This window comes from Alkalilacustris brevis (genome assembly GCF_003350345.1).
Lineage (GTDB): Bacteria > Pseudomonadota > Alphaproteobacteria > Rhodobacterales > Rhodobacteraceae > Alkalilacustris > Alkalilacustris brevis.
Genome location: NZ_QNVJ01000097.1, coordinates 72,989 through 96,099 on the forward strand (window position 1 = coordinate 72,989; position 23,111 = coordinate 96,099).

The following is a 23,111-nucleotide window of genomic DNA, read 5'->3' on the forward strand; positions in this document are numbered from 1 at the left end:
TTGCGCGGGCATTGCGCCCGGCTCAGGCCAGCCGGGCGAGCAGGCCGCCGGGCTGGCGTGTGATCCGGCCTTCAAGCTCCAGCGAAAGCAACACGGGCGCGACCTGCGCGGCGGGCAACGACAGATCGCGGATAAGCTGGTCTTCGGCCAGCGGGCTGGGGCCAAGCTGCGACAGGATGCGCGCGTGCAGCGCGGCGGTTTCCGAAGGGCTGTGCGGCCGTGGCTCCGGGGGTTGCGGCGCCGGGGCGGGTGTTTCGCGGGGCGGTGCCGATTGCGGGGGCTTGCCGCTTGCGGGGGCATTCGCGGCGGGGGGCGTCGCGCCCTCAAGCGCGGCAAGCACGTCTTCCGCGCCGCGCACCAGTGTCGCGCCATCGCGGATCAGCGCGTTGCAGCCGGCCGCGCGGGCGTCGAACGGGTGGCCGGGCACGGCCATCACGTCGCGGCCCTGGTCGAGCGCATCGCGCGCGGTGATCAGGCTGCCCGAGCGCGCGGCCGCCTCGACCACGATCACCGCATGGGCAAGGCCCGAGATGATTCGATTGCGGCGCGGGAAATGCCGCGCCTGCGGGGCCATGCCGATGGGCTGTTCCGACAGCCGCAGCCCTTGCGTGGCGATGGTTTCGGCCAGTGTGGTGTTCTCGGTCGGGTAGATCGTGTCGATCCCGCCGGCTTGCACCGCGATGGTGCCGCTCTCCAGCGCGGCGCCGTGCGCGGCGGCGTCGATGCCGCGCGCCAGGCCCGAGACCACGGAAAACCCCGCTTCGCCCAGGCGGCGGGCCAGGCTGCGCGCCATCCGCGTGCCCAGCGACGAGGCATTGCGCGCCCCTACCATGGCCACCGCAGGGCGGTTGGCAAGCTCGGCCCGCCCCAGCGCCCAGAGTAGTGGCGGCGGGTCCGGGATGCTGGCCAGCGCGGCAGGGTAGTCGGGGCTGCCGAAGGCAATCAACTGGGCCCCGATGGTGCGGCCTGCGGCAAATTCGGCCTCTACCTCGACCGGCGCGGCGGGGGCGTAGCCCTTTACGCCGGCGGCGCGGGCGATTTCAGGCAGAGCCTCGATTGCGGCGGCGGCGCTGCCATATTCGCCGAGAAGGCGGAAAAAGGTGCTGGTGCCCACGCGACGCGAGCGAATGAGACGAAGCCAGGAAAGCCTGTCCTCTTCCGTCGTGGGTGGGGTGAAGGGTGTGGGGGAAGAAAACAAATCCTCGACCATCCGTGCCTCCGCCTCATTCGCGGATCACATTGGCGGGTCAAGGTTAACGGGGAATGAACGGTTGTGGCAAAATTCGGGCGGTCGGGGGTGTTCAGGCCGTCGCGGGATGATTGAACAGATCGCGCCGGCGCAGCCGCAGGGCCAGCCAGAACAGCAGGCAGCCAAAAACCCCGAAGGCCGGCCCCACAACCGAGCCAACCCCGCCCATGAACCAGGCCGCAAGCGCGCCGGTGGTGGCGCCCACGGCCATGCTGGGCAGCAGGCCGAACCAGCCCGTCGCCTGCAGCCCCAGAAGCAGCGGCAGCGCCATGCCCAGCCCGATCCAGGTGAATGCCGGCGAGATGATCAGCCCTGTCGCCAGGAAATAGGAACTCATCCGCACCAGCGGCATGGCGGTTTCAGCCGCCGCGGTCGAGACGATCAGATGCAGAAGAATCACCACCGCGCCCAGCGCCACCGGCGCCAGCCAGGCGCTGAGCAGGGCGACGATCCAGTCCGATGTCTGCAGGTTGCGGTGCAACCCGGTCCGACAGGTCATGATGCTCATGTCGCGCTTCCTCCTACAGTCAGCCCGCCGATCAGCAGGGTGGGCTGGCCCACACCCACGGGCACCCATTGCCCCGCCTTGCCGCAATTGCCGATCCCGGGATCGAGCGCCATGTCGTTGCCGATGGCGCGCACATGCTGCAAGGCGGTGGGGCCGTCGCCGATCAGCGTTGCCCCTTTCACCGGGGCGCCAATTTTCCCGTTCTTCACAATATAGGCCTCGGTGCAGGAGAATACGAATTTTCCGTTGGTGATGTCCACCTGCCCGCCGCCGAACCCCACAGCCCAGAGGCCGTTGCCGATCTCGGCGATGATGTCGTCGCGGGTGGCCTCGCCGTTCAGCATGTAGGTGTTGGTCATGCGCGGCATCGGCGTATGGGCATAGCTTTCGCGTCGCCCGTTCCCGGTGGGTTGCGCGCCCATAAGCCGGGCGTTCTGCCGGTCCTGCATGTAGCCCACCAGGATGCCATCCTCGATCAGCACGTTGCGGCCCGAAGGCGTGCCCTCGTCGTCGATATTGATCGAGCCGCGGCGCTCGGGCAGCGTGCCGTCATCCAGCACGGTGACACCCGGCGCGGCGATGCGCTGGCCCATAAGCCCGCAGAAGGCCGAGGATTTCTTGCGGTTGAAATCGCCCTCCAGCCCGTGGCCCACGGCCTCGTGCAGCAGGATGCCGGGCCAGCCAGCGCCCAGCGCCACGTCCATCACGCCCGCCGGGGCCGGCACCGCCTCGAGATTGACCAGGGCGATTCGCAGCGCCTCGCGCGCCACACCTTCCCAGTGATCGCGCGCCAGAAGCCCCGCGAGGCCAAAGCGCCCGCCGCCGCCCATGGTGCCGGTTTCGCGCCGGCCGTCCTGTTCGACGATGATCGAGATGTTTAGCCGCGCCATCGGGCGCACGTCGCGCAGGTGCTGCCCGTCGGGGCGCAGGATTTCGATCTCCTGCAGCGCGGCTGCGATCGAGGCCGAAACCTGCACCACCCGCTTGTCCAGCCCGCGTGCGAAGGCGTCGATCTCGCGCAGGGTGTCGATCTTTACCGAAAAGCCGGCATCGGCCATCGGGTCGTCGGGGCGATAGAGCCGCCGGTTGGTGCCCGGCGGGGGCGGGGCCATCACGCCGCCGCCGTCGCCCACGGCCAGCCGCGCCGTCTGCGCTGCCCGTTGCAGCGCGGATTCGGTGATATGCGTGGAATGGGCATAGCCGGCGACCTCGCCCTTCACGGCGCGTAGCCCGAACCCTTCGGAGGCATCATAGCTGGCGTTGCGGATGCGCCCGTCATCGAGCAGCAGGCTTTCCGAGCGCCGCCGCTCCAGAAACAGCTCGCCATCTTCGGCACCCTCGGTGGCCGCGCGAAGCTGCCGCAGGGCGGCGCTCTCGTCAATCAGGGTGTCGAAAGGGCGGAAGGGGGCTTCGGTCATATGGAGCGCATCCTTTGAACTCTGGTGAAACGATCTATGTTGGCGCCCTGAAGGCATATCCTGAGCGACGGTTTTGCTTGCCGTCACGACCCTAATATGATTTCTGCGGGTCGAAAAACAACGGGATGCCATGGCAGCCGCGCACGGGGTGCGGCGGGCCGGGCACTGGCTGACCAAGGAACGGGAACCGGGGAATGCGACTTTTCACTTCACTGAGCCGTCTGGGGACTTTCGGTGTTTCGATGATCGCTGCAGGCATGGCAGCGGCGGAAAGCCAGTTGTCCGACTTGCCCGTGATCGGCGCGCCGGCGGATCGCAACATGAATTTCCAGCCCGCGGTGACGGAACTCAAGCGCGATATCATCTGGCTCGACTCGATGCTGATGTGGATTCTCACTGCGATCACCATCCTGGTTCTTGGCCTGCTGCTTTACGTCATCCTGCGCTACAACAGCCGCATGAACCCGACCGCGGCGCGCTTCACGCATAATTCGCCGATCGAGGTCACATGGACGGTGGTGCCGATCCTGATTCTGGTGTTCATCGGCGCGTTCTCGCTGCCTATCCTGTTCAAGCAGCAGGAAATTCCCGAGGCCGACGTCACCATCAAGACCACCGGTTACCAGTGGTACTGGGGATATGAATACCCCGACCACGATTTCGGCTTCCTCAGCTTCATGCTGGAGCGCGACGAACTGGCCGAACATGGCTATGACGACGAGCATTACCTGCTGGCCACCGATACCGCGATGGTCGTGCCGGTGAACCGCACTGTCGTCTTGCAGGTCACCGCTGCAGATGTGATCCATTCCTGGACCATCCCGTCCTTCGGCGTGAAACAGGATGGCGTGCCCGGGCGTCTGGCCGAACTGTGGTTCAAGGCCGAGGAAGAGGGCATCTACTTTGGCCAGTGTTCGGAGTTGTGCGGCATCAACCACGCCTACATGCCGATCACCGTGAAGGTGGTCAGCGAAGAGGAATATGAAGCCTGGCTTGATCGTGCCATCGATCAGTATGGCGGCACCCCGCGCAACGCCGAGCTGGCCTCGAACTGAAACCCGTGCCAGCTGACAGAAACCGCTACCGGAGAGGGCAGCCTTGAGCGATATTCGCGCCAATGAAATGACGGGTGAGGCCGGCTTTGGCGATTATGTCGCCCTGCTCAAGCCGCGCGTGATGTCGCTGGTGGTGTTCACCGCGCTGGTGGGGCTGCTGGTTGCGCCGGTCTCGGTGCACCCGATGGTGGCGCTGGCCTCGATCCTGTTCATCGCGCTGGGGGCAGGGGCTTCGGGCGCGCTGAACATGTGGTGGGATGCCGATATCGACCAGGTCATGCGCCGCACCCGGAGCCGCCCGATCCCCGCCGGCAAGGTCGAACCGGGCGAGGCGCTGGGCCTCGGCATCGCGCTGTCGGGTATCAGCGTGATCATGCTGGGACTTGCTGCGAACTGGTTTTCGGCGGCCTTCCTGGCCTTCACGATCTTCTTCTACGCGGTGATCTATTCGATGTGGCTCAAGCGCTCGACGCCGCAGAACATCGTGATCGGCGGCGCGGCGGGGGCGTTTCCGCCGATGATCGGCTGGGCTGTGGCCACGGGCGGAATCGGCATCGAATCGGTGCTGATGTTCGCGCTGATCTTCATGTGGACGCCGCCGCACTTCTGGGCGCTCGCGCTGTTCATGAACGACGACTATTCGCGTGCCCGCATCCCGATGCTGACTGTGACACATGGTCGCGCCGCCACGCGCCGCCATGTGCTGGCCTATACCGTCCTGCTGGCCCCTGTGGCGCTGGGCGCGGGATTCACCAGCATCGGCGGGCCGGTCTATCTGGCGGCAGCGCTGGTGCTCAATGCGCTGTTCCTGCGCGGGGCGGTGGCCATCTGGCGTCGGGATGAAACGGTGGCCGAGGCTGACGGCTACGCGGTGGAAAAGCGTTTCTTCCGCTTTTCGCTGCTGTATCTATTCTTGCACTTCGGGGCGCTGCTGGCCGAAGCCGGGCTTCGTGCCTTCGGGGTGTTTGGCTATGCGGGGTGGTGAGGCCATGACGCTTTCACGCGATCACGAGTTGCACAAGCGCCGCGCGGGCCGCAATATCGGCCTGGCGCTGGTGCTCGTGGCCTTCATCGCGCTGGTGTTCGGCCTGACGGTGGCAAAGGTGCAACGGGGCGGAATGATTGAGGCTTTCGATCACACGTTCCGCCCGGGTCTTGCGGAGCGAGCGGAATGAAACTGAATCGTCTCGAAGGCAAGTATCGAACGGCGGCACAGGCTTCGGCAGTCGTGGTGATCATGGCGGGCATGGGCTGGGCAGCGGTGCCGCTCTATGATCTGTTCTGCCGGGTCACGGGGTATGGCGGCACCACCGGCGTTGCCCAGGCCGAATCCGACCGGGTGCTCGACCAGACCATGCGCATCCGTTTCGATGCTTCGCGCGCGGCCGACATGCCGTGGGAGTTCCGCCCGGTCGAGCGCACCATGGACGTACGCATCGGCGAGACGGGCCTGGCCTTCTACGAGGCGCACAATCCCACCGATGAGGCGATCGCGGGCACAGCAAGCTTCAACGTCACGCCCTATTCGGCGGGGCGCTACTTCATCAAGATCCACTGCTTCTGTTTCGAGATGCAGGTGCTCGAGCCGGGCGAGACCGTGTCGATGCCGGTCAGCTTCTACGTCGACCCCGAGATCGTGGATGACCGTGAAGCCAGTGGCACGCGGCAGATAACCCTGTCATACACCTTCCACACCACCGACATGCCCGAGGATTACGCGGCGCTGAATGCCGCGCCTGATCCGGATGCGGTGCAACAATGACCCCACCGCGCGGGGATAGAACCATGAGCCGATTGAGGGACTGCTGAAGATGGCGCACGAAAAGAACCACGACTACCACATCCTGCCTCCGTCTCCCTGGCCGCTTCTCGGGGCCGTGGCGGGGTTTTTCATGCTCTTCGGGGCTGTCCTCTGGATGCACGACAGCGGCCCCTGGCTGTTTTTCATCGGGCTGGCCGGTGTGCTTTACGTGATGTTCGCCTGGTGGGCCGATGTGGTGCATGAGGGCGAAACCGGCGATCATACCCCGGTGGTGCGTCTGGGCCTGCGCTATGGCTTCATCCTGTTCATCCTCTCCGAGGTGATGTTCTTCGCGGCGTGGTTCTGGAGCTTCTTCAAGCACGCGCTCTACCCGATGCACCCCGAGGGGCTGAGCCCGATGATCGATGGCGTCTGGCCCCCCGCCGGGATCGAAACTTTCGACCCATGGCACCTGCCGCTGATCAATACGCTGGTTCTGCTGTGCTCGGGCGCGGCGGCGACCTGGGCGCACCATGCCCTGGCCCATGAGAACAACCGCAAGGACATGATCACTGGCCTGACCATCGCGATCATCCTCGGCGTGATCTTCACCGGGTTGCAGGCCTTTGAATACAGCCACGCCTATTTCAGCTTCTCGGGCAACATCTACGGCGCCAACTTCTTCATGGCGACGGGCTTTCACGGGGCGCATGTCATCATCGGCACGATCTTCCTTGCCGTCTGCCTGTTCCGCGCGATGAAGGGGCATTTCACGCCCGAGCAGCATGTGGGCTTCGAGGCGGCCGCCTGGTACTGGCACTTCGTCGATGTGGTCTGGCTGTTCCTCTTTGCCTCGATCTACGTCTGGGGCGCCTGAGGCCATAGCGGGCCCGCGCCCGGTGCGGGGGTTGCGAAATCGCGTAAGGCGCGGGCCGCAAGGCGCGCGCCTTTGCGCATGAAAGGATGATGTCACCCGATGACCCGCCGCATGATCTGGCCGCTGATCTTCGGGGTCGTGGGCTGCGCGATCCTGATTTCGCTGGGCACCTGGCAGGTGCAGCGCCTGCACTGGAAACAGGAGATCCTGGCCGCGATGGATGCGCGCCTGGGCGACGATCCGGTGGCGATCCCTGACCCTGTGCATCCCGGGCGCGACCGTTACCTTGCGGTCGAGGTCGCAGGCCGTTTCACCGGCGAGGATGTCCTGGTCATGGCGTCCGAGCGTGGCATCGGGGCGGGGTACCGCGTGATTGCCGCCTTCGAGACTGCGCAGGGCCGCCGGCTGCTGGTCGACCGCGGGTTCATTCCCGCCGATGCCCGCGGCCAGCCGCGCCCCGAGGCCGAGGCGGTGATCGCCGGCAACCTGCACTGGCCCGAGGATGCCGACAGCTTCACCCCCGATCCCGACCGTGCCAACCGCCTGTGGTTCGCCCGCGACGTGGACGCCATCGCCACCGAGCTTGGCACGGAGCCTGCGCTGATCGTGCTGCGCACCACCAGCGAGGCCCGGCCGCCCGCGCGGCCCGTGCCACTGGATACATCGACGATTCCCGACAACCACCTGAACTATGCCATCACCTGGTTTTCGCTGGCGATTGTCTGGGCGGGGATGACAGTCTTTCTTCTGTCGCGTATCAGGCAGCGCAAAGCATGAGGGGCTGCACGCCATGAATTATGTATCCACCCGCGGACAGGCGCCGCGCCTGGGCTTCGAAGAAGCGATGCTGACCGGGCTTGCGCGCGACGGCGGGCTTTACGTGCCTGAAAGCGTGCCGGAAATGGCGCCCGGAGACATCGCCGCACTGGCCGGCGTCAGCTATGAAGAGGCGGCACTGCGGGTGATGCGCCCGTTCATTGGCGATGCTTTTTCCGAGGCTGAGCTTGAGGCCGCCATCGCCGCCGCCTACCGCGATTTCGGCCATGCCGCCCGCGCGCCGCTCAAGCAGCTTGCGCCCAACCACTTCCTGCTGGAACTGTTCCACGGGCCGACGCTGGCGTTCAAGGATTTCGCCATGCAGCTGATCGGCCAGCTGTTCCAGACGGCGCTGGCGCGTTCGGGGCAGCGCGTCACCATTGTCGGCGCGACCAGCGGCGACACCGGCTCGGCCGCGATCGAGGCGTTTCGCGGCCTGCCGAACGTGGATGTCTTCATCCTGTTCCCGCATGGTCGCGTCTCCGAGGTGCAGCGCCGGCAGATGACCACCGCACCCGAAAGCAATGTCCATGCGCTGGCGCTGGATGGCGATTTCGACGATTGCCAGGCCCGCGTGAAAGACATGTTCAACGATTTCGCCTTTCGCGATGCGGTGTCGCTGGCGGGGGTCAACAGCATCAACTGGGCGCGCGTGCTGGCGCAGGTGGTCTATTACTTCACCGCCGCCGTTTCCTTGGGCGCCCCGCACCGCCAGGTCGGCTTCACGGTGCCCACGGGGAATTTCGGCGACATCTACGCAGGCTTCATCGCGCGGCGCATGGGGCTGCCGGTGGGGCGGCTCGTGATCGCCACCAACCAGAACGACATCCTGCACCGCGCGATCAGCGGCGGCGCCTACGAGACCGGCACGGTGCGCCCCTCGATCAGCCCGTCGATGGATATTCAGGTCTCGTCGAATTTCGAGCGCGCGCTTTTCGATGCCTATGGCCGCGACGGCCAGGCGGTGGCGCAACTGATGGAGGAGTTGAAGTCCTCGGGCGGGTTCACCATATCCCAAGGCGCGATCGAAACGCTGCGCGAGGTGTTTACCTCGGGCCGCGCCTCTGAGGATGAAACCCTGGCCGCCATTCGGCAGATCCATGCCGAAACCGGCGAGGTGCTCTGCCCGCATTCAGCTGTCGGGGCGCATGTGGCGCGCGGGCACCTGGGCGCCATGCCCATGGTGACGCTCGCCACCGCGCATCCTGCCAAGTTCCCCGATGCGGTGGAACAGGCCACCGGCCAGCGCCCCGCGCTGCCGCCCCGCATGGCCGACCTGTTCGACCGGCCCGAGCGCGTGATGCGGGTTGAAAATGATCTTGCCGTGCTGCAATCCCTGATCCGAGAAAGGATTTCTGCGTGAACCACCGCCTGACGACCCTGCCCAACGGATTCCGCATCGTCACCGAGGCGATGCCGGGGCTGGCTTCGGCCGCCATCGGCGTCTGGGTCGATGCCGGCGCCCGGCACGAGCGGGTGGATCAGAACGGGGTGGCGCATTTTCTCGAACACATGGCCTTCAAGGGCACCGCGCGGCGCAGCGCCCTGCAGATCGCAGAAGAGATCGAGGATGTCGGCGGCCATATCAATGCCTACACCTCGCGCGAGATGACGGCCTATTACGCGCGTGTGCTGGCCGCGGATGTGCCGCTCGCGCTCGACATGATCGCCGACATCCTGCTCAATGCCAGCTATGACCCGCGCGAGATAGAGGTGGAGCGCGGCGTGATCCTGCAGGAAATCGGCCAGGCGATGGATACGCCCGATGACGTGATCTTCGACTGGCTGCAGGAAGCCTCCTATCCCGCGCAGCCCATCGGGCGCTCGATCCTCGGCCCTAGCGAGCGGGTGCGCGCCTTCGCACGCGACGACCTGCACGGCTTCGTGGCCGAGCATTACGGGCCGGGGCAGATGATCCTTTCGGCGGCGGGTGCGGTCAACCACGATCATATCGTCGAGCTGGCCACGCGGTTTTTCGGCGACATGCGGCCAAGGCCCACACCGGTGGCGGAACCGGCGCGCTTTCACTGCGGCGAGCGGCGCGAGCTGCGCGACCTCGAACAGGCGCATTTCGCCATGGCCTTCGAGGGGCCGGGCTACCGTGACGAGGCCTTCTATACCGCGCAGGTCTTTGCCACCGCGCTGGGCGGGGGCATGTCGTCGCGCCTGTTCCAGAAACTGCGCGAGGAAATGGGCCTTTGCTACACCATCTTCGCGCAGGTCGGCGCCTATGCCGACACCGGCAACATGACGCTCTATGCCGGCACCGGCGGCGATCAGCTTGCCAGCCTCTCGGGGCTGGTCATCGACGAGATCAAACGCGCCGCCGATGACATGAGCGCGGCCGAGGTGAACCGCGCGCGCGCACAGATGAAGGCGGGGCTGCTGATGGGGCTGGAAAGCCCGTCTGCCAGGGCCGAGCGGCTGGCGCGCCTGCTGTCGATCTGGGGCAGGGTGCCCGAGGTTTCCGAAGCGGTCGCGCGGATCGAGGCTGTGGATACGGCGGCGGTGCGCGACTTCGCCGCGCAAATGGTGATGCAGGGCCGCGCGGCGCTGGCGCTTTACGGCCCGATCGGGCAGGCGCCCGACCTGGCCATGCTCAGCCGGAGGCTGGCGGCCTGATGTTCGGCCTGCGCAGCCGCCTTGCCATCGAGACCGAGCGCATGACCCTGCGCCTGCCCCAGCATTCCGACTATCCCGCCTGGGCGGCCCTGCGCCGCGAGTCGCAGGATTTCCTCACCCCGTGGGAGCCGGCCTGGTCGGACGACCATCTTTCGCGCCGGGCCTTCACGGCGCGGGTGCACTGGGCTGCGCGCTCGGTGTCGCAGGGCACGGGAGTGCCGCTTTTCTTGATTCGGCGCGACGACGAGGAACTGCTGGGCGCGATCACGCTCGATCATATCCGCCGGGGGCCATCGCAGGCCGGCACGCTGGGCTATTGGGTCGGCGCGCGCCACGCCCGGCAGGGATACATGCGCGAGGCGATCCTGGGGCTTGTCCATCACGCCTTTTCCGCGCTCGACCTCAGCCGGATCGAGGCCGCCTGCCTGCCGGAAAACCTTGCTTCGCGGCGCACGCTCGAATCCTGCGGCTTCAAGTATGAAGGGGTGGCGCAAAGCTATCTTCAGATAGATGGCCGCTGGCGCAATCACGTGCTTTACGCCAGCCTGCGACATGACCGACGCGGCCGCACCGATATCGGCTGAACCGGCGAAACGCCGCCGGCTTCGGACCTTGCCGGTGGTGTTTCGGGCGGGTCTGCCGCAGTTGCCGCTTGCCGGTGAATGTGCCATTACTGATCTGAGTGAATAAACCGAAGAGTTTACCCCATGCCGGACTATGCTGCGCGGCGCAGAATGATGGTCGACACCCAGGTTCGCCCGTCGGATGTGACGAAGTTTCCAATCATTGAGGCGATGCTTGATGTCCCGCGCGAGGCTTTCGTGCCCGAAGCGCTGCGCGAGGCCGCCTATGTGGGCACCAATCTCGAGATCGCCGCCGGGCGGGTGATGCTGGAGCCCCGCACGCTTTCGAAGATGCTCGATGCGTTGGTGGTCGGCCCGCGGGATCTGGTGCTCGATATCGGTTGCGGCTTTGGCTATTCGACGGTTATCCTGGCGCGGCTGGCCGAGGCCGTGGTCGGGCTTGAGGACAGCGAAGACATGGCCGAAGAGGCCGCCGCGATCCTCGATGCGCAACTGGTGGACAACGCCACGATCATTGCCGGGCCGCTGGCCGGGGGGGCGCCGCAGCACGGGCCGTATGACGTGATCGTTGTGCAGGGCGGTATCGAGGAGCTGCCGGCCGCCATCGAAGAACAGCTCAAGGAAGGCGGGCGCATCGCCTGCGTCTTCATGGAAGGGTCGCTCGGGGTGTGCCGGCTTGGGCGCAAATCGGGCGGACAGATCGCCTGGCGCGATATCTTCAATGCGGCCGCGCCGGTTCTGGCGGGGTTCGAAAGAAAGCCCGAATTTACCTTTTGAGGGGTTAATCCGGGCAGGCCAATCCGGCCGGGCAAGAACGGGGGACGTTTGTGATGCGCGGGATCAGACAGGCCGTTTCGGCGGTGATATGCAGTCTGGCGGTCATCGCCGCGCCGCCGGTCTGGGCAAGCTCGCTCACCGATGCGCTTATCGCGGCGTATCGCAACTCCAACCTGCTGGAGCAGAACCGCGCGGTTCTGCGTGCGACGGATGAAGATGCGGCCTCTGCGCTGGCCTCGCTGCGGCCGGTGCTCAACTTCGTCTCCAGTTTCACCATGACCAATGCGCCGGTGAACAACATCACCGGCTCGCTGGGGTTGAACGCGGAACTGACGATTGTTGATTTCGGCCGCGGGCAACTGGCGCTCGAGGCCGCGCGCGAAAATGTCCTGGCCACGCGCCAGGCGCTGATCGGGGTCGAGCAGCAGGTGCTGCTGTCGGCCGTGGCCGCCTATGTGGATGTGCGCAGCGCCATCGACACGGTGCGCCTGCGCGAGAACAACGTGCGCCTGATCACCGAAGAGCTTCGCGCCGCCCAGGACCGTTTCGAGGTGGGTGAGATCACCCGCACCGATGTCGCCATCGCCGAGGCCCGGCTTGCCGCCGCGCGCAGCAACCTGGCTGCCGCACAGGGCGACCTGGCCGTGGCGCGCGAAGCCTTCCGCCTGGCCACCGGCGAATACCCCGGCGCGCTGCGCGACCTGCCGCCGCCGCCGCGCCTGCCCTCTAGCCTGGAAGAGGCGCAGCAACTTGCCCGCAACACCCACCCCTCGATCCGCCAGGCCCGCCACGAGGCCAACGCCGCCGACAAGAACGTGGCGCGCGCAGCTGCCGTGCGGCATGGCACCGTGGGGGCCAGCGCGGGGTGGTCGATCGACCAGGATCGCGACACATCGGCGAATATGCGGCTGTCATACTCGCGCCCGATATATCAGGGCGGGGCAATTTCTTCGGCCCATCGCCGGGCCATCGCGCAGCGTGACGCCTCGCTGGCCGGGCTGCACCGCACCGTGGCCGTGACGCTTCAGGATGTGGGGCGGGCATGGTCGGATATGAACGTGGCACGCGCCCGGATCGAGGCGAGCCAGTTGCAGATCAGCGCAGCGCAAACCGCCTATGATGGTGTCAGCCAGGAGGCTGCGCTGGGCGCGCGCACCACGCTCGACGTGCTCAATGCCGAGCAGGAACTGCTCGACGCCCGCGCCACCCGGATCACCGCCGAGGCCGGTCGGTATGTCGCGACCTACGCGCTGCTTTCATCGATCGGGCTGCTGACGGTCGATCACCTGAACCTCGGCATCACCACCTATGACCCTGAGGCCTATTACAACGCCGTGCGCAACGCGCCCGTGACCAGCCCGCAGGGTGAAAGCCTGGATCGGGTGTTGCGCAGCATCGGGCGCCCCTGAACTTGCAACGGATGATTGAGTTGCGGGCCGACCGCGGGTAGCATGTCCAAAAAAGGGCAGGCAGGAGACGCAGGATGTCGGACGCGATGAAGGATGGCGAGATCGAGGATGTTCTCTCCTCGATCCGAAGGCTTGTTTCGCAGGAAACGCCCGGCGCCGCCTCTGCGCCTGCGGGGGCTGCCGCGCCGGGCAGGCTGTTGCTGACGGCTGCGCTCAGGATCGTTCCCGGCACCCCGCGGGCCGCAGCGCCCGAGGCCGCGCCGGAAGAGACGCCCGCGCCCCGTTCCCAGGACGCGCCCGGGCCGTCCAGCGCCGAGCGCCGCGCCAGCCTTGAGCAGACAATCGCCGAGCTGGAAGCCGCCGTTTCCCAATATGATGAGGAGTGGGAGCCTGACGGCACCGAACCGCCACAGCGGGTGGAGGAACCTGCCCCGGAGATGCCTGCGTCCTCGCCTGTGCCGGTCGCGTCGGCAGGCGGCGCGCAACAGCATGATGCGGCCAAGGCCGATAACGTGCGCCCCTTCATCATTCCGGCCTCCAGCAGAGTGCCGCGCGCCGACAGGCCGCAGGCCGATTCCGGCCCTGCCACCAGCGACGAGGGGGGCGAGGGGGAAGAAGCCAGTCCGCCCCTGCGCGCGCTTGCCCCCCATGAGCTGCCGGAGGACGAGGACGCCCTGCGCGAACTGGTCGCGCGGCTGGTGCGGGAAGAACTTCACGGCCCGCTGGGTGAGCGTATCACCCGCAACGTGCGCAAGCTGGTGCGCAGCGAAATCGCCCGCGCCCTGGCCAGCCGCGACCTGATCTGATCTGAACTGCCCCGGCCCGCGCCGCGACGGCACAGCCGAAACGAAAAACGCGCACCGAAGTGCGCGCTTTTCGTTACATGCTGTTCAGCCCGGCCAGCGCCGGGCCAACGTTCTGTCAGGCAGCCGCGACGTTCAGCTGCTGCTGCCGGCGTTCGCTTTCCTCGCGCGAGAGCGCGACCGAAGTGCGCACGCCTTTCCCGACGAATTCCATCAGCCCGGCGACCACCCGCTCGTTCGGGTCGATCCCGGCACAGGTCAGAACCTCGCGCCCATCGCGCGAGCGCGCCCAGCGGGCGATCTGCTCGGGGCCGTTGCCGAATTTCTTGTCATCGGCGATGGCGTCATCCAGCGCAGCAAGCACAACCGCGGCAAACAGTTTGCGCGCGCGCTGCCCCTGCTCGTGGTTGAACGCGGCGCTATCCACAAAGTCAAACATTCGGAGCTTCCTGCTATTCTTGCTCTTGCGTTTTTCCGTCAGGCCTCAATAGAGTGTTTGGCTCCGATTCGATATTTTTATTTTGCATGACTGCCATGCGTCCTGAGCAAGGCTCGCTTGGCTGGCATACAGTATATAGTCGGGTTGCCTCGGGCCTGATCGCCAGATATAGGTGCCGCCAGATTTTCGTCAACCTCCTGTCAAGGTTTTGATCATGCCCAAGATCAACGGCAATGAAATCCGGCCCGGAAATGTGCTGGAACATGACGGCGGCCTTTGGGTCGCGGTGAAGGTCAATCACGTCAAGCCTGGAAAGGGCGGGGCCTTTGCCCAGGTCGAGATGAAGAACCTGCGCAACGGCACCAAGCTGAACGAGCGTTTCCGCTCGGAAGACAAGGTCGAGAGGGTGCGCCTTGAGCAGAAAGACCAGCAGTTTCTCTATGAAAACGACGGGATGCTGGTCGTGATGGACATGGAAAGCTTCGAGCAGATCGAGCTTCCCGTCGATCTGCTGGGCGAGCGCCGCCCGTTTCTGCAGGACGGCATGACCGTGACCATCGAATATTACGGTGACGAGGCGCTGAACATGTCGCTGCCGCAGAAGGTCACATGCACCGTTGTGGAGACCGAGCCGGTGGTGAAGGGCCAGACCGCGGCCAACAGCTTCAAGCCGGCCATCCTCGACAATGGCGTGCGGGTCACAGTGCCGCCTTTCGTTGGCCAGGACGAGGCGATCGTGGTCAATACCGAAACCTTCGAATATGTCGAACGGGCCTGAGCGGGGCCTGATGAGGTGGGTGCGACCGGTCAGGCCGCCGCATCATCGCGCCGGTGCAGTGTGGCGTCGCCTGCCTGCATGACGCCCTGCGCCTTGTCGAAGCGCAGATAGGCGATGCCCGCGCCCCCGGCCTGGGTAAGAAGCTTGCCGACGCGCCGCCCGTCGGCGGTGATCTCGGTGCCCACACGGGCCGAGCCCTCGACCGACACGGTTTCCAGCCCCTTGCGCAGTTCGGTCTTGTGCTTCATGCGCGCGGTGACTTCCTGCCCGACATAGCAGCCCTTGCGGTGATCGACACCGCCCAGCCGCTCGAACCCCGCCTCGAGGATGAAACTCTCGCCTGGCACCAGTTCGATGCCGCTTTCGGGGATGCAGGCCTCCACGCGGATCGCGTCCCAGTCGATTTCGGGCGTGTGGCCGGCCTCAATGCTGTAAAGGCGCCAGCCCAGCGCGGGGTGGCGCGGGTCGGCCACGGCGCCGGGCGGCGGCGTGCCAAGCCCGCGCTGCACCTTCAGCGCCGAGGCCGCGACCTGCACATCGGCGCGCAGCCGATACATGTTGAGCATGCGCAGCAGGCTTTCGGCCAGATCCTCATGCACATCCAGCGCGATGGTCTCGCCCATCTCGATCAGGAGGAAATCGGCCAGATACTTGCCTTGCGGTGTCAGCAGCGCCGCATAGATCGCGCCGCCGGGCTTGAGCCGGCCCATGTCGTTGGTGACAAGCCCCTGCAGGAACGCCACGCGGTCAGCGCCCGCGATCTCGAAAACCCGGCGTTCCGGTGCGCGTTCACCTTGCATTGGCATCTCCTTGTCATCTGTTCAGGGCGTTCTGCCCGATCAGACATAATTCGATTTGCGGCGAGAGAAAGGCCTCGCCGGCAACGCGGCCCGGACGGGGATGATGCCGCCGAAAGCGCCGCGAATGGCGTCAGCGTCAATGCGGGTCGGGCTTGCGGGCGAGCAGCGCGAGCACCCCGCCCAGCCCGCACATGGCAATGGGGAACATGGTGAAGGCGCCGAAGCCGAACGCCTGGTACATCCCCAGCGCGGCAAGCAGCAGCGCCACCCCGGCGGCGATGTTTTGCGAACGCGCCATCGCCCCCCCCGCGATCGCCAGAACCGGCGCACCCAGGCTTACCAGCCGGATCAGCCCGGGGTTCTCTACCCCGCCGGTCAGTTCGGCCAGTTCGGTATAGCGCGCCAGCAATTCGGTGTAGCCGAAGCTGAAAAATCCCACCAGCATACCCCAGAGCCCGCCGATAATACCCAGAACCAGTGCCGCGTTTCGCATGATCGCTCCTGTCGTTGCGCCGCCCGATCCTTACCTGACTGACCCGCCGGAGCAAGGGTTTGCCAAGCCATGCGGCCGGCGATAGGCTGCTGCGGAGCAGTATCGTGCAGCGCAATGGAACCGGGCCGGAATGTCGCTTGAGTGGTATTATGTCGCCGAGGGCGAGGCCCGCGGCCCGCTGCCCGAGGGAGAAATCATCCATCTGATCCGCAATGGTGAGGTCAAGGCCAATACCCTCGTCTGGACGGAGGGGATGCAGGACTGGGCACCTGCCAGCGATCATTTCGAGACCCGCCGGCGCTTTGGCCCGCCAAGCCCGCCGCGCGGCGGGGCGCAAGGGGCGGCTTCCGGCCCCTGGCGCAACGACGGCGGGGCGCGCCAGCGTGCGGCGGGCGCGCGCGCCAGCCACACCGGGCCGGACGGCCTCTATGGCGGGGCGCCTTCGCGCGGGTTTAGCGGGGCGGTGTCTGCCTGCCTGCGGCGCTATTTCGGCTTTTCGGGGCGGGCGAGCCGCTCGGAGTTCTGGTATTTCGTGCTGTTCGGTTTTCTGGCGAGCTTCACCGCCAGCATTCTGGATGTGATGTTGTTCGGTGTGGCCGACGAGACCGCGCCGCTGAGTGCGCTGGTCGGGCTGGGGCTGTTTTTTCCACAGCTTGCCGTGACCTTCCGGCGCCTGCATGACACCGGGCGCAGCGGCTGGTGGGTGGGCTGGGTGTTTTTCGGCCCGCTCCTGGTGACGCTGGCCTTTGCTGCGGTCAGCGGCGGCGGGGTGCTGGTCACGCCCGACGCGGCGATGGGCCTGATGCTGTTGTTCATGATCGGCTGGTTCGCGATTTTCCTGCTGATCCTGATCTTTCTGTGCCAGCGCGGCGATCCGGGGCCGAACCGGTACGGGTGATCGCAACAGGCAGGCGCGTTGCGCAGCCATCCGGTCCGCTGGCGCCCCTTGCCGGCGGCGGGTGCCTCCGGCGGGGATATTTTCATCACAGTGAAGGGCAGGGCGCAGGCTGCAGGTTCCTGGTCTTGCGCGACCCGGAACCGAAAAAGTCCATCAACTTTTGCTGGAGGTGTTCTAGCCGGTGCCTTGCCAGTCGCGCAGGCGTGCGACGTAACGGGCGAGGGTGTCGATCTCGACATTGACCAGGTCGCCCTCGGCCACATCGCCCCATGTCGTGGCCGTCTTGGTATGGGGGATCAGGTTCACCCCGAAATCGGCGCCATCGACGTCATTGACGGTAAGCGATGTGCCATTGAGCGCGACCGAGCCTTTCGGCGCGATGAACCCGGCCAGGTCGTCGGGCACGCGCAGGGTGATGCGGGTGCTGCCGCCTTCGTGACGCAGGGCGATCACCTTGCCCACGCCATCGACATGGCCTGAAACGATGTGCCCGCCCAACTCGTCGCCGACCCGCAGCGCGCGCTCGAGATTGAGGCGGGTGCCGCTGATCCAGGCGCCGATATTGGTCTTTGACACGGTTTCGGCCGAGATATCGACATCGAACCAGTCCTGGCCGTCTTCGCGGCCCTTTGAGACCACGGTCAGGCAGACCCCGTCGCAGGCGATCGAGGCGCCGATGTCGATCATGTCCGTGTCATAGCCGGTCGCGATGCGCGCTTGCAGATCGCCTTGCTGCCTGGTGGTCAGAACGCGGCCGATATCGGTGATGATGCCGGTGAACATGGCGGCTCCGTGTTGTTCCGGTCTCACCTAGTCTGCCGCCGGGGCAAGGGCAAGGGCCTTGCCTTGCCGCAGGGATGCCGTAATTTCGTCCACCTGCCCGGGTAGAAGGCAGGGATCGGCCGCGCCCCGAGCCGCCATGCCGCAAGGGCAGGGCGCGCGGTGATATGACATGAAAGCAATTGCAGGTCCCGGCCGGGCGCGGGAAAAGGACAGCATGACGCAGCAAGACGGGCACACGGCACGGCATTTTCTGTTCCTCCAGGGTCCGCACGGGCCGTTCTTCGGCAATCTGGCCCGGATGTTGCGCCGTGCAGGGGCGCGGGCCTGGCGCGTGGGGTTCAATGCCGGCGACAGTGCCTTCTGGCGCGACCGCGGCGCCTATATCGCCTATCGCGGCCGGCCCGAGGACTGGCCCGGGCATGTCGCCGAACTGATTACGCGGCATGGCATCACCGATATCGTGCTCTATGGCGATACCCGACCCGTCCATGCCCATGCGATCGCCGCCGCCCGCGAGGCCGGAGTGACGGTGCATGTTTTCGAGGAAGGGTATCTGCGCCCTTACTGGGTGACTTACGAGCGCGGCGGCGCGAACGGGAACTCGCGGCTGATGCAGCTTTCGGTGGACGAGATGCGCGTGGCGCTCGAACGCTGCGAGATGGAACTGCCCGACGCGCCCGCCCGCTGGGGCGACATGCGGCACCACGTGTTCTACGGTGCGCTCTATCATTTTCTGGTGCTGCTGGCGAACTGGCGCTACCGCAATTTCCGCCCCCATCGCGCGCTGAGCGTGCGCGACGAATTCCGCCTGTATCTCAGGCGGCTTTTCCTGATGCCTTTCCACGCGCTCGAGCGGCTGGCGGCCACGCGGCGGGTGCGGCTGGGCGGCTTTCCCTATCACCTGGTGCTGATGCAGCTCGAACATGACTCGAGCTTTCAGATGCACGGCCCCTTCCGCAGCATGGCCGAGTTCATCGAGGTCTGCATCACCGGCTTTGCCCGCGGTGCGCCGGGGCATCACCACCTGGTCTTCAAGGCGCATCCGCTGGAAGACGGCCGGGCGCCCGTACGGCACGAGATCCGGCGGCTGGCGCGGGCGCATGGCGTATCTGGGCGGGTGCATTTCGTGCGTGGCGGCAAGCTGGCCGGGCTGCTCAACCATGCGCGCAGCGCGGTCACGGTGAATTCCACCGCCGCGCAACAGGTGCTCTGGCGGGGGCTGCCGCTCAAGGTGTTCGGCGATGCGGTCTATGCCAAACCCGAGTTTGCCTCTGCGCAGCCGCTGCACGAATTCTTTGCCGCGCCGGCCCGCCCGGATGCCCGCGCCTACCGCGATTACCGGCATTATCTGCTTGAAACATCGCAGATCGCGGGGGGGTTCTATTCGGCGCGGGGGCGGCGGCAATTGCTGCGCCAGGTGGTCGATCTGATGCTCGTCGAAGAAGACCCGTATGACAGCTTGCAATCGGGCACCGCGGCGCCACGGCAACAGTTGACGCTGGTGCGTTGAGCGGCGTGAAACGTGGCGCTGGCAATTTTTGTCAGAAAACTGTAGCTTTACCGGAAAAATAAAAGCAAGAAACGCAAAAAAGAGCAGGAGCCGAGCAGTGAATATCATGGCATCCCGAGGGGCCAGGGCACTGGCCCTGGTCGTGCTTGCCGCCACCCTGGCGGCCTGTGCCCTGCCACGCCCCGGCCCCAGCAAGAGCGAAATCTTCGCAGGTTCTGTCGAGCGGCAAGGCGACGCCTTCATCGTCGCGGTCAACGACCGGGTGACGCGCGCCACCGCCGTGGTGCCTGCGCTTGGCTTCAGCGATGCGCTCAGGCGCGCGGGGCGCCTCGGGTCGGACACGATCAATCCCGGCGATCTGCTGACACTGACCATCTATGAAAATGTCACCGAAGGCCTGCTGGTGGGCGAGGCGACGAATGTCGCCGTGCTCGACGAGGTGCAGGTCGATGGCCAGGGGTTCATCTTTGTCCCCTATGCGGGCCGTATCCGTGCCGCCGGCAGAAGCCCCGAACAGCTGCGCCAGGACATCACCGGCGCGCTCGATGCCCAGACGCCCGATCCGCAGGTCGCGGTGCGCCGGGTGGCGGGCGATGGCTCGACTGTTTCGGTGATGGGCGCGGTCGGCGCGCAAGGTGTCTACCCGATCCAGCGGCCCAACCGCACGCTGACGGCGATGCTGGCCACGGCTGGGGGGGTGGCGCTTGCGCCCGAGGTCGCGCAGGTCTCTCTCACGCGCGGCAAAACGCGCGACCGCGCCTGGCTGATCGACCTTTACGACAACCCCACGCTCGATATCGCGCTGCGCGATGGCGACAGGATCCTCGTGCAGCAGGATACCCGCAGTTTCACCGTGCTGGGGGCGACCGGAACGCAAAACCGGGTGTCGTTCGAAAGCCAGACGATTTCGGCTATCGAGGCGCTGGCGCAGGTGGGCGGGCTGAGCGCCGTCACCGCCGATCCGACGGGCGTGTTCATCTTCCGCAACGAACCGGCCGAGATCGCCAATGCCGTGCTGGGCCGCAATGACCTGGTGGGCGACCAGCGCTTTGCCTATGTGCTGGACCTGACCGCGCCGACCGGCATGTTCAACGCGCGCGATTTCGTCATCCGTGATGGCGACACCGTCTATGTGACCGAGGCACCGGCGGTGCAATGGCAGCGCACCATTGGCACACTTACCGGCACTCTGAGCGCGGCGGACGCAACGACCAGCCTGGCCGAGTGAAACCAAGCGATGCCTGGCATCCGCAGGCCTGATGACGCCTCGCGGGACCGTCCCGCGGGGCGTCTTTGTGTCTTCAGCGCGGGGTTTTTCGGGCCGGGGCGCGTGGCGCAGCGGGTGCGGCGCATCCTGACGCTGGCAGGCCATCCGCCGCGGCTGGCCTGGCCGCGCGCGGGCGACAGTGTCGGCGTCTGGGGGCGGCGCCCGGTGTCGTGGCGGGGCGAGGCCGTGGCGCAGCGCACGGGGGCGGCCCTGCTGCGCATCGAGGATGCCTTTCTGCGCTCGATCCATCCGGGCCGGCAGGCGGGCGAGCCGCCGCTGGGCCTCATCCTCGACAGCCGCGCCATGCATTACGAGGGCGCGCAGCCTAGCGACCTTGAGCATCTGCTCGCCACACATCCGCTCGATGAGACCTCGCTGATTGCGCGCGCGCATGAAGGGATCGCCCGGCTGATCGCGGCCGACCTGTCGAAATACAACGCCCATGACCCGGACCTGGAGCCGCCCGCGCCGGGCTATGTGCTGGTGATCGACCAGTTGCGTGGCGACGCGGGGGTGACACATGGCGGCGGCTCCGACGCGGTGTTTCGGGAAATGCTGGCCGCCGCCCTGGCCGAAAACCCCGGCGCGCGCATCATCATTCGCCGTCACCCCGAAACCGCGCAGGGCGGACGCGGTGGGCATTACGGGCCGCAGGACCTGCATGAGGCGCGCGTGGGCTTTCTCGATGCGCCGGTGTCGCCCTGGAAGCTGCTGGAAGGCGCGGTCGCGGTTTACACGCTGTCCTCGCAGATGGGGTTCGAGGCGATCCTGGCGGGACACCGCCCGCGCGTCTTCGGCCAGCCCTTCTATGCCGGGTGGGGCCTGACGGAGGACGAGGCCGCCTTTTCCCGCCGCACCCGGCGGCTGAGCCGCGCGCAGCTTTTCGTCGGCGCGATGCTGCTTTATCCGCTCTGGTATGATCCGGCGCGCGACCGGCTGTGCGATTTCGAGACGGCGCTTGCGCATCTCGAGGCCGAGGCCCGCGCCTTCCGCGACGATCGGGCAGGCCATGTGGCAAATGGCATGCGGCTGTGGAAACGCGCGGGGCTGCAACGCGCCTTCGGTCGCACGCGCCGCGTGGTATTCTGTGACGGCCCCGCCCGCGCGGTGCGCAAGGCGCGCGACACGGGCCGCGCGCTGATGGTCTGGGCCGGGCAGGAGCGCGCCGCGCTGTGCGAGGCGGCACTTGCGGGCGGTGTGCCGCTGCGCCGGGTCGAGGACGGCTTCCTGCGCTCGCACGGCCTGGGCGCGGCGCTGACGCCGCCGCTGTCGCTGGTGCTCGATGATCTGGGCATCTATTACGACCCCAGCCGCGAAAGCCGGCTCGAAGGCCTGATTGCCGCGCCGCCGCCCCCCGGCGGCGAGGCCCGCGCCGCGCGGCTGGTCGCGCAACTGACTGTGCAGGGGCTGAGCAAGTACAACATCGGCGCCACCCGGCTGCCCGATCTGCCGGCGGGGCATCGCATCCTGGTGCCGGGGCAGGTGGAGAATGACGCCTCGATCCGGCTGGGCGCCGGGGCGGTGCGGCGAAATGCCGACCTGCTGCGCGCGGCGCGGGCGGAGAACCCCGATGCGGTGATCCTCTACAAGCCGCACCCGGATGTGGAGGCCGGGCTGCGCCCCGGCGCGCTGGCGCAGGCCGAGGCGGAAGAGTTTGCCGATATGGTGGTGCGGGGCGCGGATGCGGCGGCGCTGCTCGAGGCGGTTGACGAGGTCTGGACGATGACCTCGCTTCTCGGGTTCGAGGCGCTCTTGCGCGGCAAACCCGTGACCTGCCTTGGCGTGCCTTTCTACGCGGGCTGGGGCCTCACGCGCGACCTGGGCGCGGTGCCTGCGCGGCGGCAGGCAAGGCCCACGTTCAACGCGCTGGCCCATGCGGCGCTGATCGCCTATCCGCGCTATTTCGACCCGTTGAGCGGCGCCCCCTGCACGCCCGAGCGCGCCGCCGAGCATCTGGCCGCGATGCGCACCGGCGCCGTGCCGGTGCCGCGCGGGCCGGGGCTGCGGCTGCTGGCCAAGGCGCAGGGACTGCTGGCCAGCCACGCCTGGCTGTGGCGGCGCTGAAGCAGTTTCAAGTCAGGCGGAATCGCCCGGCGCCCGGGAAATCACGACAAGATCCGGGGCGGGGGGCTGTCTGCCCCCCGTGCCCCCCGAGGATATTTCTCCCACAGTGAAGGGATCGCGCGCGCCATCTTCCTGGCCCAAATATCCAGTCCGTTTTTCTTGTGTCAGGACGTGTGCGGGCGGGCGCTCGTAAATATCCGGATGCCATGGCATGAAACGC

24 protein-coding genes are annotated in these 23,111 nt (G+C 66.7%); 17 read left to right on the forward strand and 7 right to left on the reverse strand.

What is annotated here, in order from left to right:
* Positions 1 to 22 precede the first annotated feature (22 nt).
* The 3 genes from dprA to tldD form a co-directional block, all read right to left on the reverse strand.
* Positions 23 to 1,210, reverse strand: coding sequence for a DNA-processing protein DprA (gene dprA, locus DQ229_RS15315; protein WP_114967136.1), 1,188 nt, complete (start codon positions 1,208 to 1,210; stop codon positions 23 to 25).
* Positions 1,211 to 1,301: 91 nt separating this feature from the next.
* Positions 1,302 to 1,757: a hypothetical protein gene (locus DQ229_RS15320; protein WP_114967137.1), complete on the reverse strand. Its 456-nt coding sequence runs from the start codon at positions 1,755 to 1,757 to the stop codon at positions 1,302 to 1,304.
* Entirely contained in the window at positions 1,754 to 3,175 is a 1,422-nt protein-coding gene (tldD, locus tag DQ229_RS15325) for a metalloprotease TldD (RefSeq protein WP_114967138.1), read from the reverse strand. Before tldD ends, DQ229_RS15320 begins: the two co-directional genes overlap by 4 nt.
* Before the next feature lie 242 nt (positions 3,176 to 3,417).
* On the opposite strand from tldD, the gene coxB reads away from it, so the two are divergent.
* From coxB to DQ229_RS15385, 12 genes are all read left to right on the forward strand, one after another.
* Positions 3,418 to 4,230 carry a cytochrome c oxidase subunit II gene (gene coxB / locus DQ229_RS15330; RefSeq protein WP_420796875.1) on the forward strand — a complete coding sequence of 271 codons (813 nt, stop codon included), beginning with the start codon at positions 3,418 to 3,420 and terminating at the stop codon, positions 4,228 to 4,230.
* Positions 4,231 to 4,297: 67 nt separating this feature from the next.
* Positions 4,298 to 5,215: a heme o synthase gene (cyoE, locus tag DQ229_RS15335; RefSeq protein WP_162300899.1), complete on the forward strand. Its 918-nt coding sequence runs from the start codon at positions 4,298 to 4,300 to the stop codon at positions 5,213 to 5,215.
* A 4-nt stretch (positions 5,216 to 5,219) separates the two neighbouring features.
* On the forward strand, positions 5,220 to 5,405 hold the full coding sequence (locus DQ229_RS15340) for a hypothetical protein (protein ID WP_114967141.1): 186 nt from the start codon (positions 5,220 to 5,222) through the stop codon (positions 5,403 to 5,405).
* On the forward strand, positions 5,402 to 5,992 hold the full coding sequence (locus DQ229_RS15345; protein ID WP_114967142.1) for a cytochrome c oxidase assembly protein: 591 nt from the start codon (positions 5,402 to 5,404) through the stop codon (positions 5,990 to 5,992). Before DQ229_RS15340 ends, DQ229_RS15345 begins: the two co-directional genes overlap by 4 nt.
* Before the next feature lie 49 nt (positions 5,993 to 6,041).
* Positions 6,042 to 6,848 (forward strand): cytochrome c oxidase subunit 3, encoded by an 807-nt coding sequence (locus DQ229_RS15350; protein WP_114967143.1) that lies wholly within the window; start codon positions 6,042 to 6,044, stop codon positions 6,846 to 6,848.
* Between the two features lie 99 nt (positions 6,849 to 6,947).
* Complete coding sequence (locus DQ229_RS15355) at positions 6,948 to 7,625, forward strand: SURF1 family protein (RefSeq protein WP_114967144.1); 678 nt, start codon at positions 6,948 to 6,950, stop codon at positions 7,623 to 7,625.
* A 13-nt stretch (positions 7,626 to 7,638) separates the two neighbouring features.
* On the forward strand, positions 7,639 to 9,027 hold the full coding sequence (gene thrC / locus DQ229_RS15360) for a threonine synthase (RefSeq protein WP_114967145.1): 1,389 nt from the start codon (positions 7,639 to 7,641) through the stop codon (positions 9,025 to 9,027).
* The gene (locus DQ229_RS15365) at positions 9,024 to 10,286 is read left to right on the forward strand and encodes a M16 family metallopeptidase (protein WP_114967146.1); all 1,263 of its coding nucleotides are present in this window, start codon (positions 9,024 to 9,026) and stop codon (positions 10,284 to 10,286) included. Before thrC ends, DQ229_RS15365 begins: the two co-directional genes overlap by 4 nt.
* Positions 10,286 to 10,870, forward strand: coding sequence for a GNAT family N-acetyltransferase (locus DQ229_RS15370; protein WP_114967147.1), 585 nt, complete (start codon positions 10,286 to 10,288; stop codon positions 10,868 to 10,870). Before DQ229_RS15365 ends, DQ229_RS15370 begins: the two co-directional genes overlap by 1 nt.
* A 123-nt stretch (positions 10,871 to 10,993) precedes the next feature.
* Positions 10,994 to 11,647 carry a protein-L-isoaspartate O-methyltransferase family protein gene (locus DQ229_RS15375; protein WP_114967148.1) on the forward strand — a complete coding sequence of 218 codons (654 nt, stop codon included), beginning with the start codon at positions 10,994 to 10,996 and terminating at the stop codon, positions 11,645 to 11,647.
* Between the two features lie 53 nt (positions 11,648 to 11,700).
* Complete coding sequence (locus tag DQ229_RS15380; protein ID WP_114967149.1) at positions 11,701 to 13,056, forward strand: TolC family outer membrane protein; 1,356 nt, start codon at positions 11,701 to 11,703, stop codon at positions 13,054 to 13,056.
* A gap of 74 nt (positions 13,057 to 13,130) precedes the next feature.
* Positions 13,131 to 13,862, forward strand: coding sequence for a hypothetical protein (locus tag DQ229_RS15385; RefSeq protein WP_114967150.1), 732 nt, complete (start codon positions 13,131 to 13,133; stop codon positions 13,860 to 13,862).
* A gap of 115 nt (positions 13,863 to 13,977) precedes the next feature.
* On the opposite strand, the gene DQ229_RS15390 is transcribed toward DQ229_RS15385, so the two are convergent.
* Positions 13,978 to 14,298 (reverse strand): DUF6280 family protein, encoded by a 321-nt coding sequence (locus tag DQ229_RS15390; protein WP_114967151.1) that lies wholly within the window; start codon positions 14,296 to 14,298, stop codon positions 13,978 to 13,980.
* Between the two features lie 214 nt (positions 14,299 to 14,512).
* Between DQ229_RS15390 and efp the strand changes: the two genes are divergently transcribed.
* Positions 14,513 to 15,076, forward strand: coding sequence for an elongation factor P (efp, locus tag DQ229_RS15395; RefSeq protein WP_114967174.1), 564 nt, complete (start codon positions 14,513 to 14,515; stop codon positions 15,074 to 15,076).
* 29 nt (positions 15,077 to 15,105) lie between these two features.
* On the opposite strand, the gene ygfZ is transcribed toward efp, so the two are convergent.
* The gene (gene ygfZ, locus DQ229_RS15400) at positions 15,106 to 15,876 is read right to left on the reverse strand and encodes a CAF17-like 4Fe-4S cluster assembly/insertion protein YgfZ (RefSeq protein WP_114967152.1); all 771 of its coding nucleotides are present in this window, start codon (positions 15,874 to 15,876) and stop codon (positions 15,106 to 15,108) included.
* A gap of 136 nt (positions 15,877 to 16,012) precedes the next feature.
* Entirely contained in the window at positions 16,013 to 16,369 is a 357-nt protein-coding gene (locus DQ229_RS15405; protein ID WP_114967153.1) for a hypothetical protein, read from the reverse strand.
* Positions 16,370 to 16,499: 130 nt separating this feature from the next.
* On the opposite strand from DQ229_RS15405, the gene DQ229_RS15410 reads away from it, so the two are divergent.
* Positions 16,500 to 17,267, forward strand: a complete 768-nt coding sequence (locus tag DQ229_RS15410) for a DUF805 domain-containing protein (RefSeq protein WP_114967154.1) — start codon at positions 16,500 to 16,502, stop codon at positions 17,265 to 17,267.
* Between the two features lie 174 nt (positions 17,268 to 17,441).
* Here the strand turns inward: DQ229_RS15410 and DQ229_RS15415 are convergent, their stop codons facing one another.
* The gene (locus DQ229_RS15415) at positions 17,442 to 18,050 is read right to left on the reverse strand and encodes a riboflavin synthase (protein ID WP_114967155.1); all 609 of its coding nucleotides are present in this window, start codon (positions 18,048 to 18,050) and stop codon (positions 17,442 to 17,444) included.
* Between the two features lie 214 nt (positions 18,051 to 18,264).
* Here DQ229_RS15415 and DQ229_RS15420 point away from each other — a divergent pair, with 214 nt between their 5' ends.
* From DQ229_RS15420 to DQ229_RS15430, 3 genes are all read left to right on the forward strand, one after another.
* Entirely contained in the window at positions 18,265 to 19,560 is a 1,296-nt protein-coding gene (locus DQ229_RS15420; RefSeq protein ID WP_114967156.1) for a capsule biosynthesis protein, read from the forward strand.
* Positions 19,561 to 19,657: 97 nt separating this feature from the next.
* Complete coding sequence (locus tag DQ229_RS15425; RefSeq protein WP_476561126.1) at positions 19,658 to 20,788, forward strand: polysaccharide biosynthesis/export family protein; 1,131 nt, start codon at positions 19,658 to 19,660, stop codon at positions 20,786 to 20,788.
* Positions 20,789 to 20,797: 9 nt separating this feature from the next.
* The gene (locus tag DQ229_RS15430) at positions 20,798 to 22,891 is read left to right on the forward strand and encodes a capsular polysaccharide biosynthesis protein (RefSeq protein ID WP_114967157.1); all 2,094 of its coding nucleotides are present in this window, start codon (positions 20,798 to 20,800) and stop codon (positions 22,889 to 22,891) included.
* Positions 22,892 to 23,111: the final 220 nt, after the last annotated feature.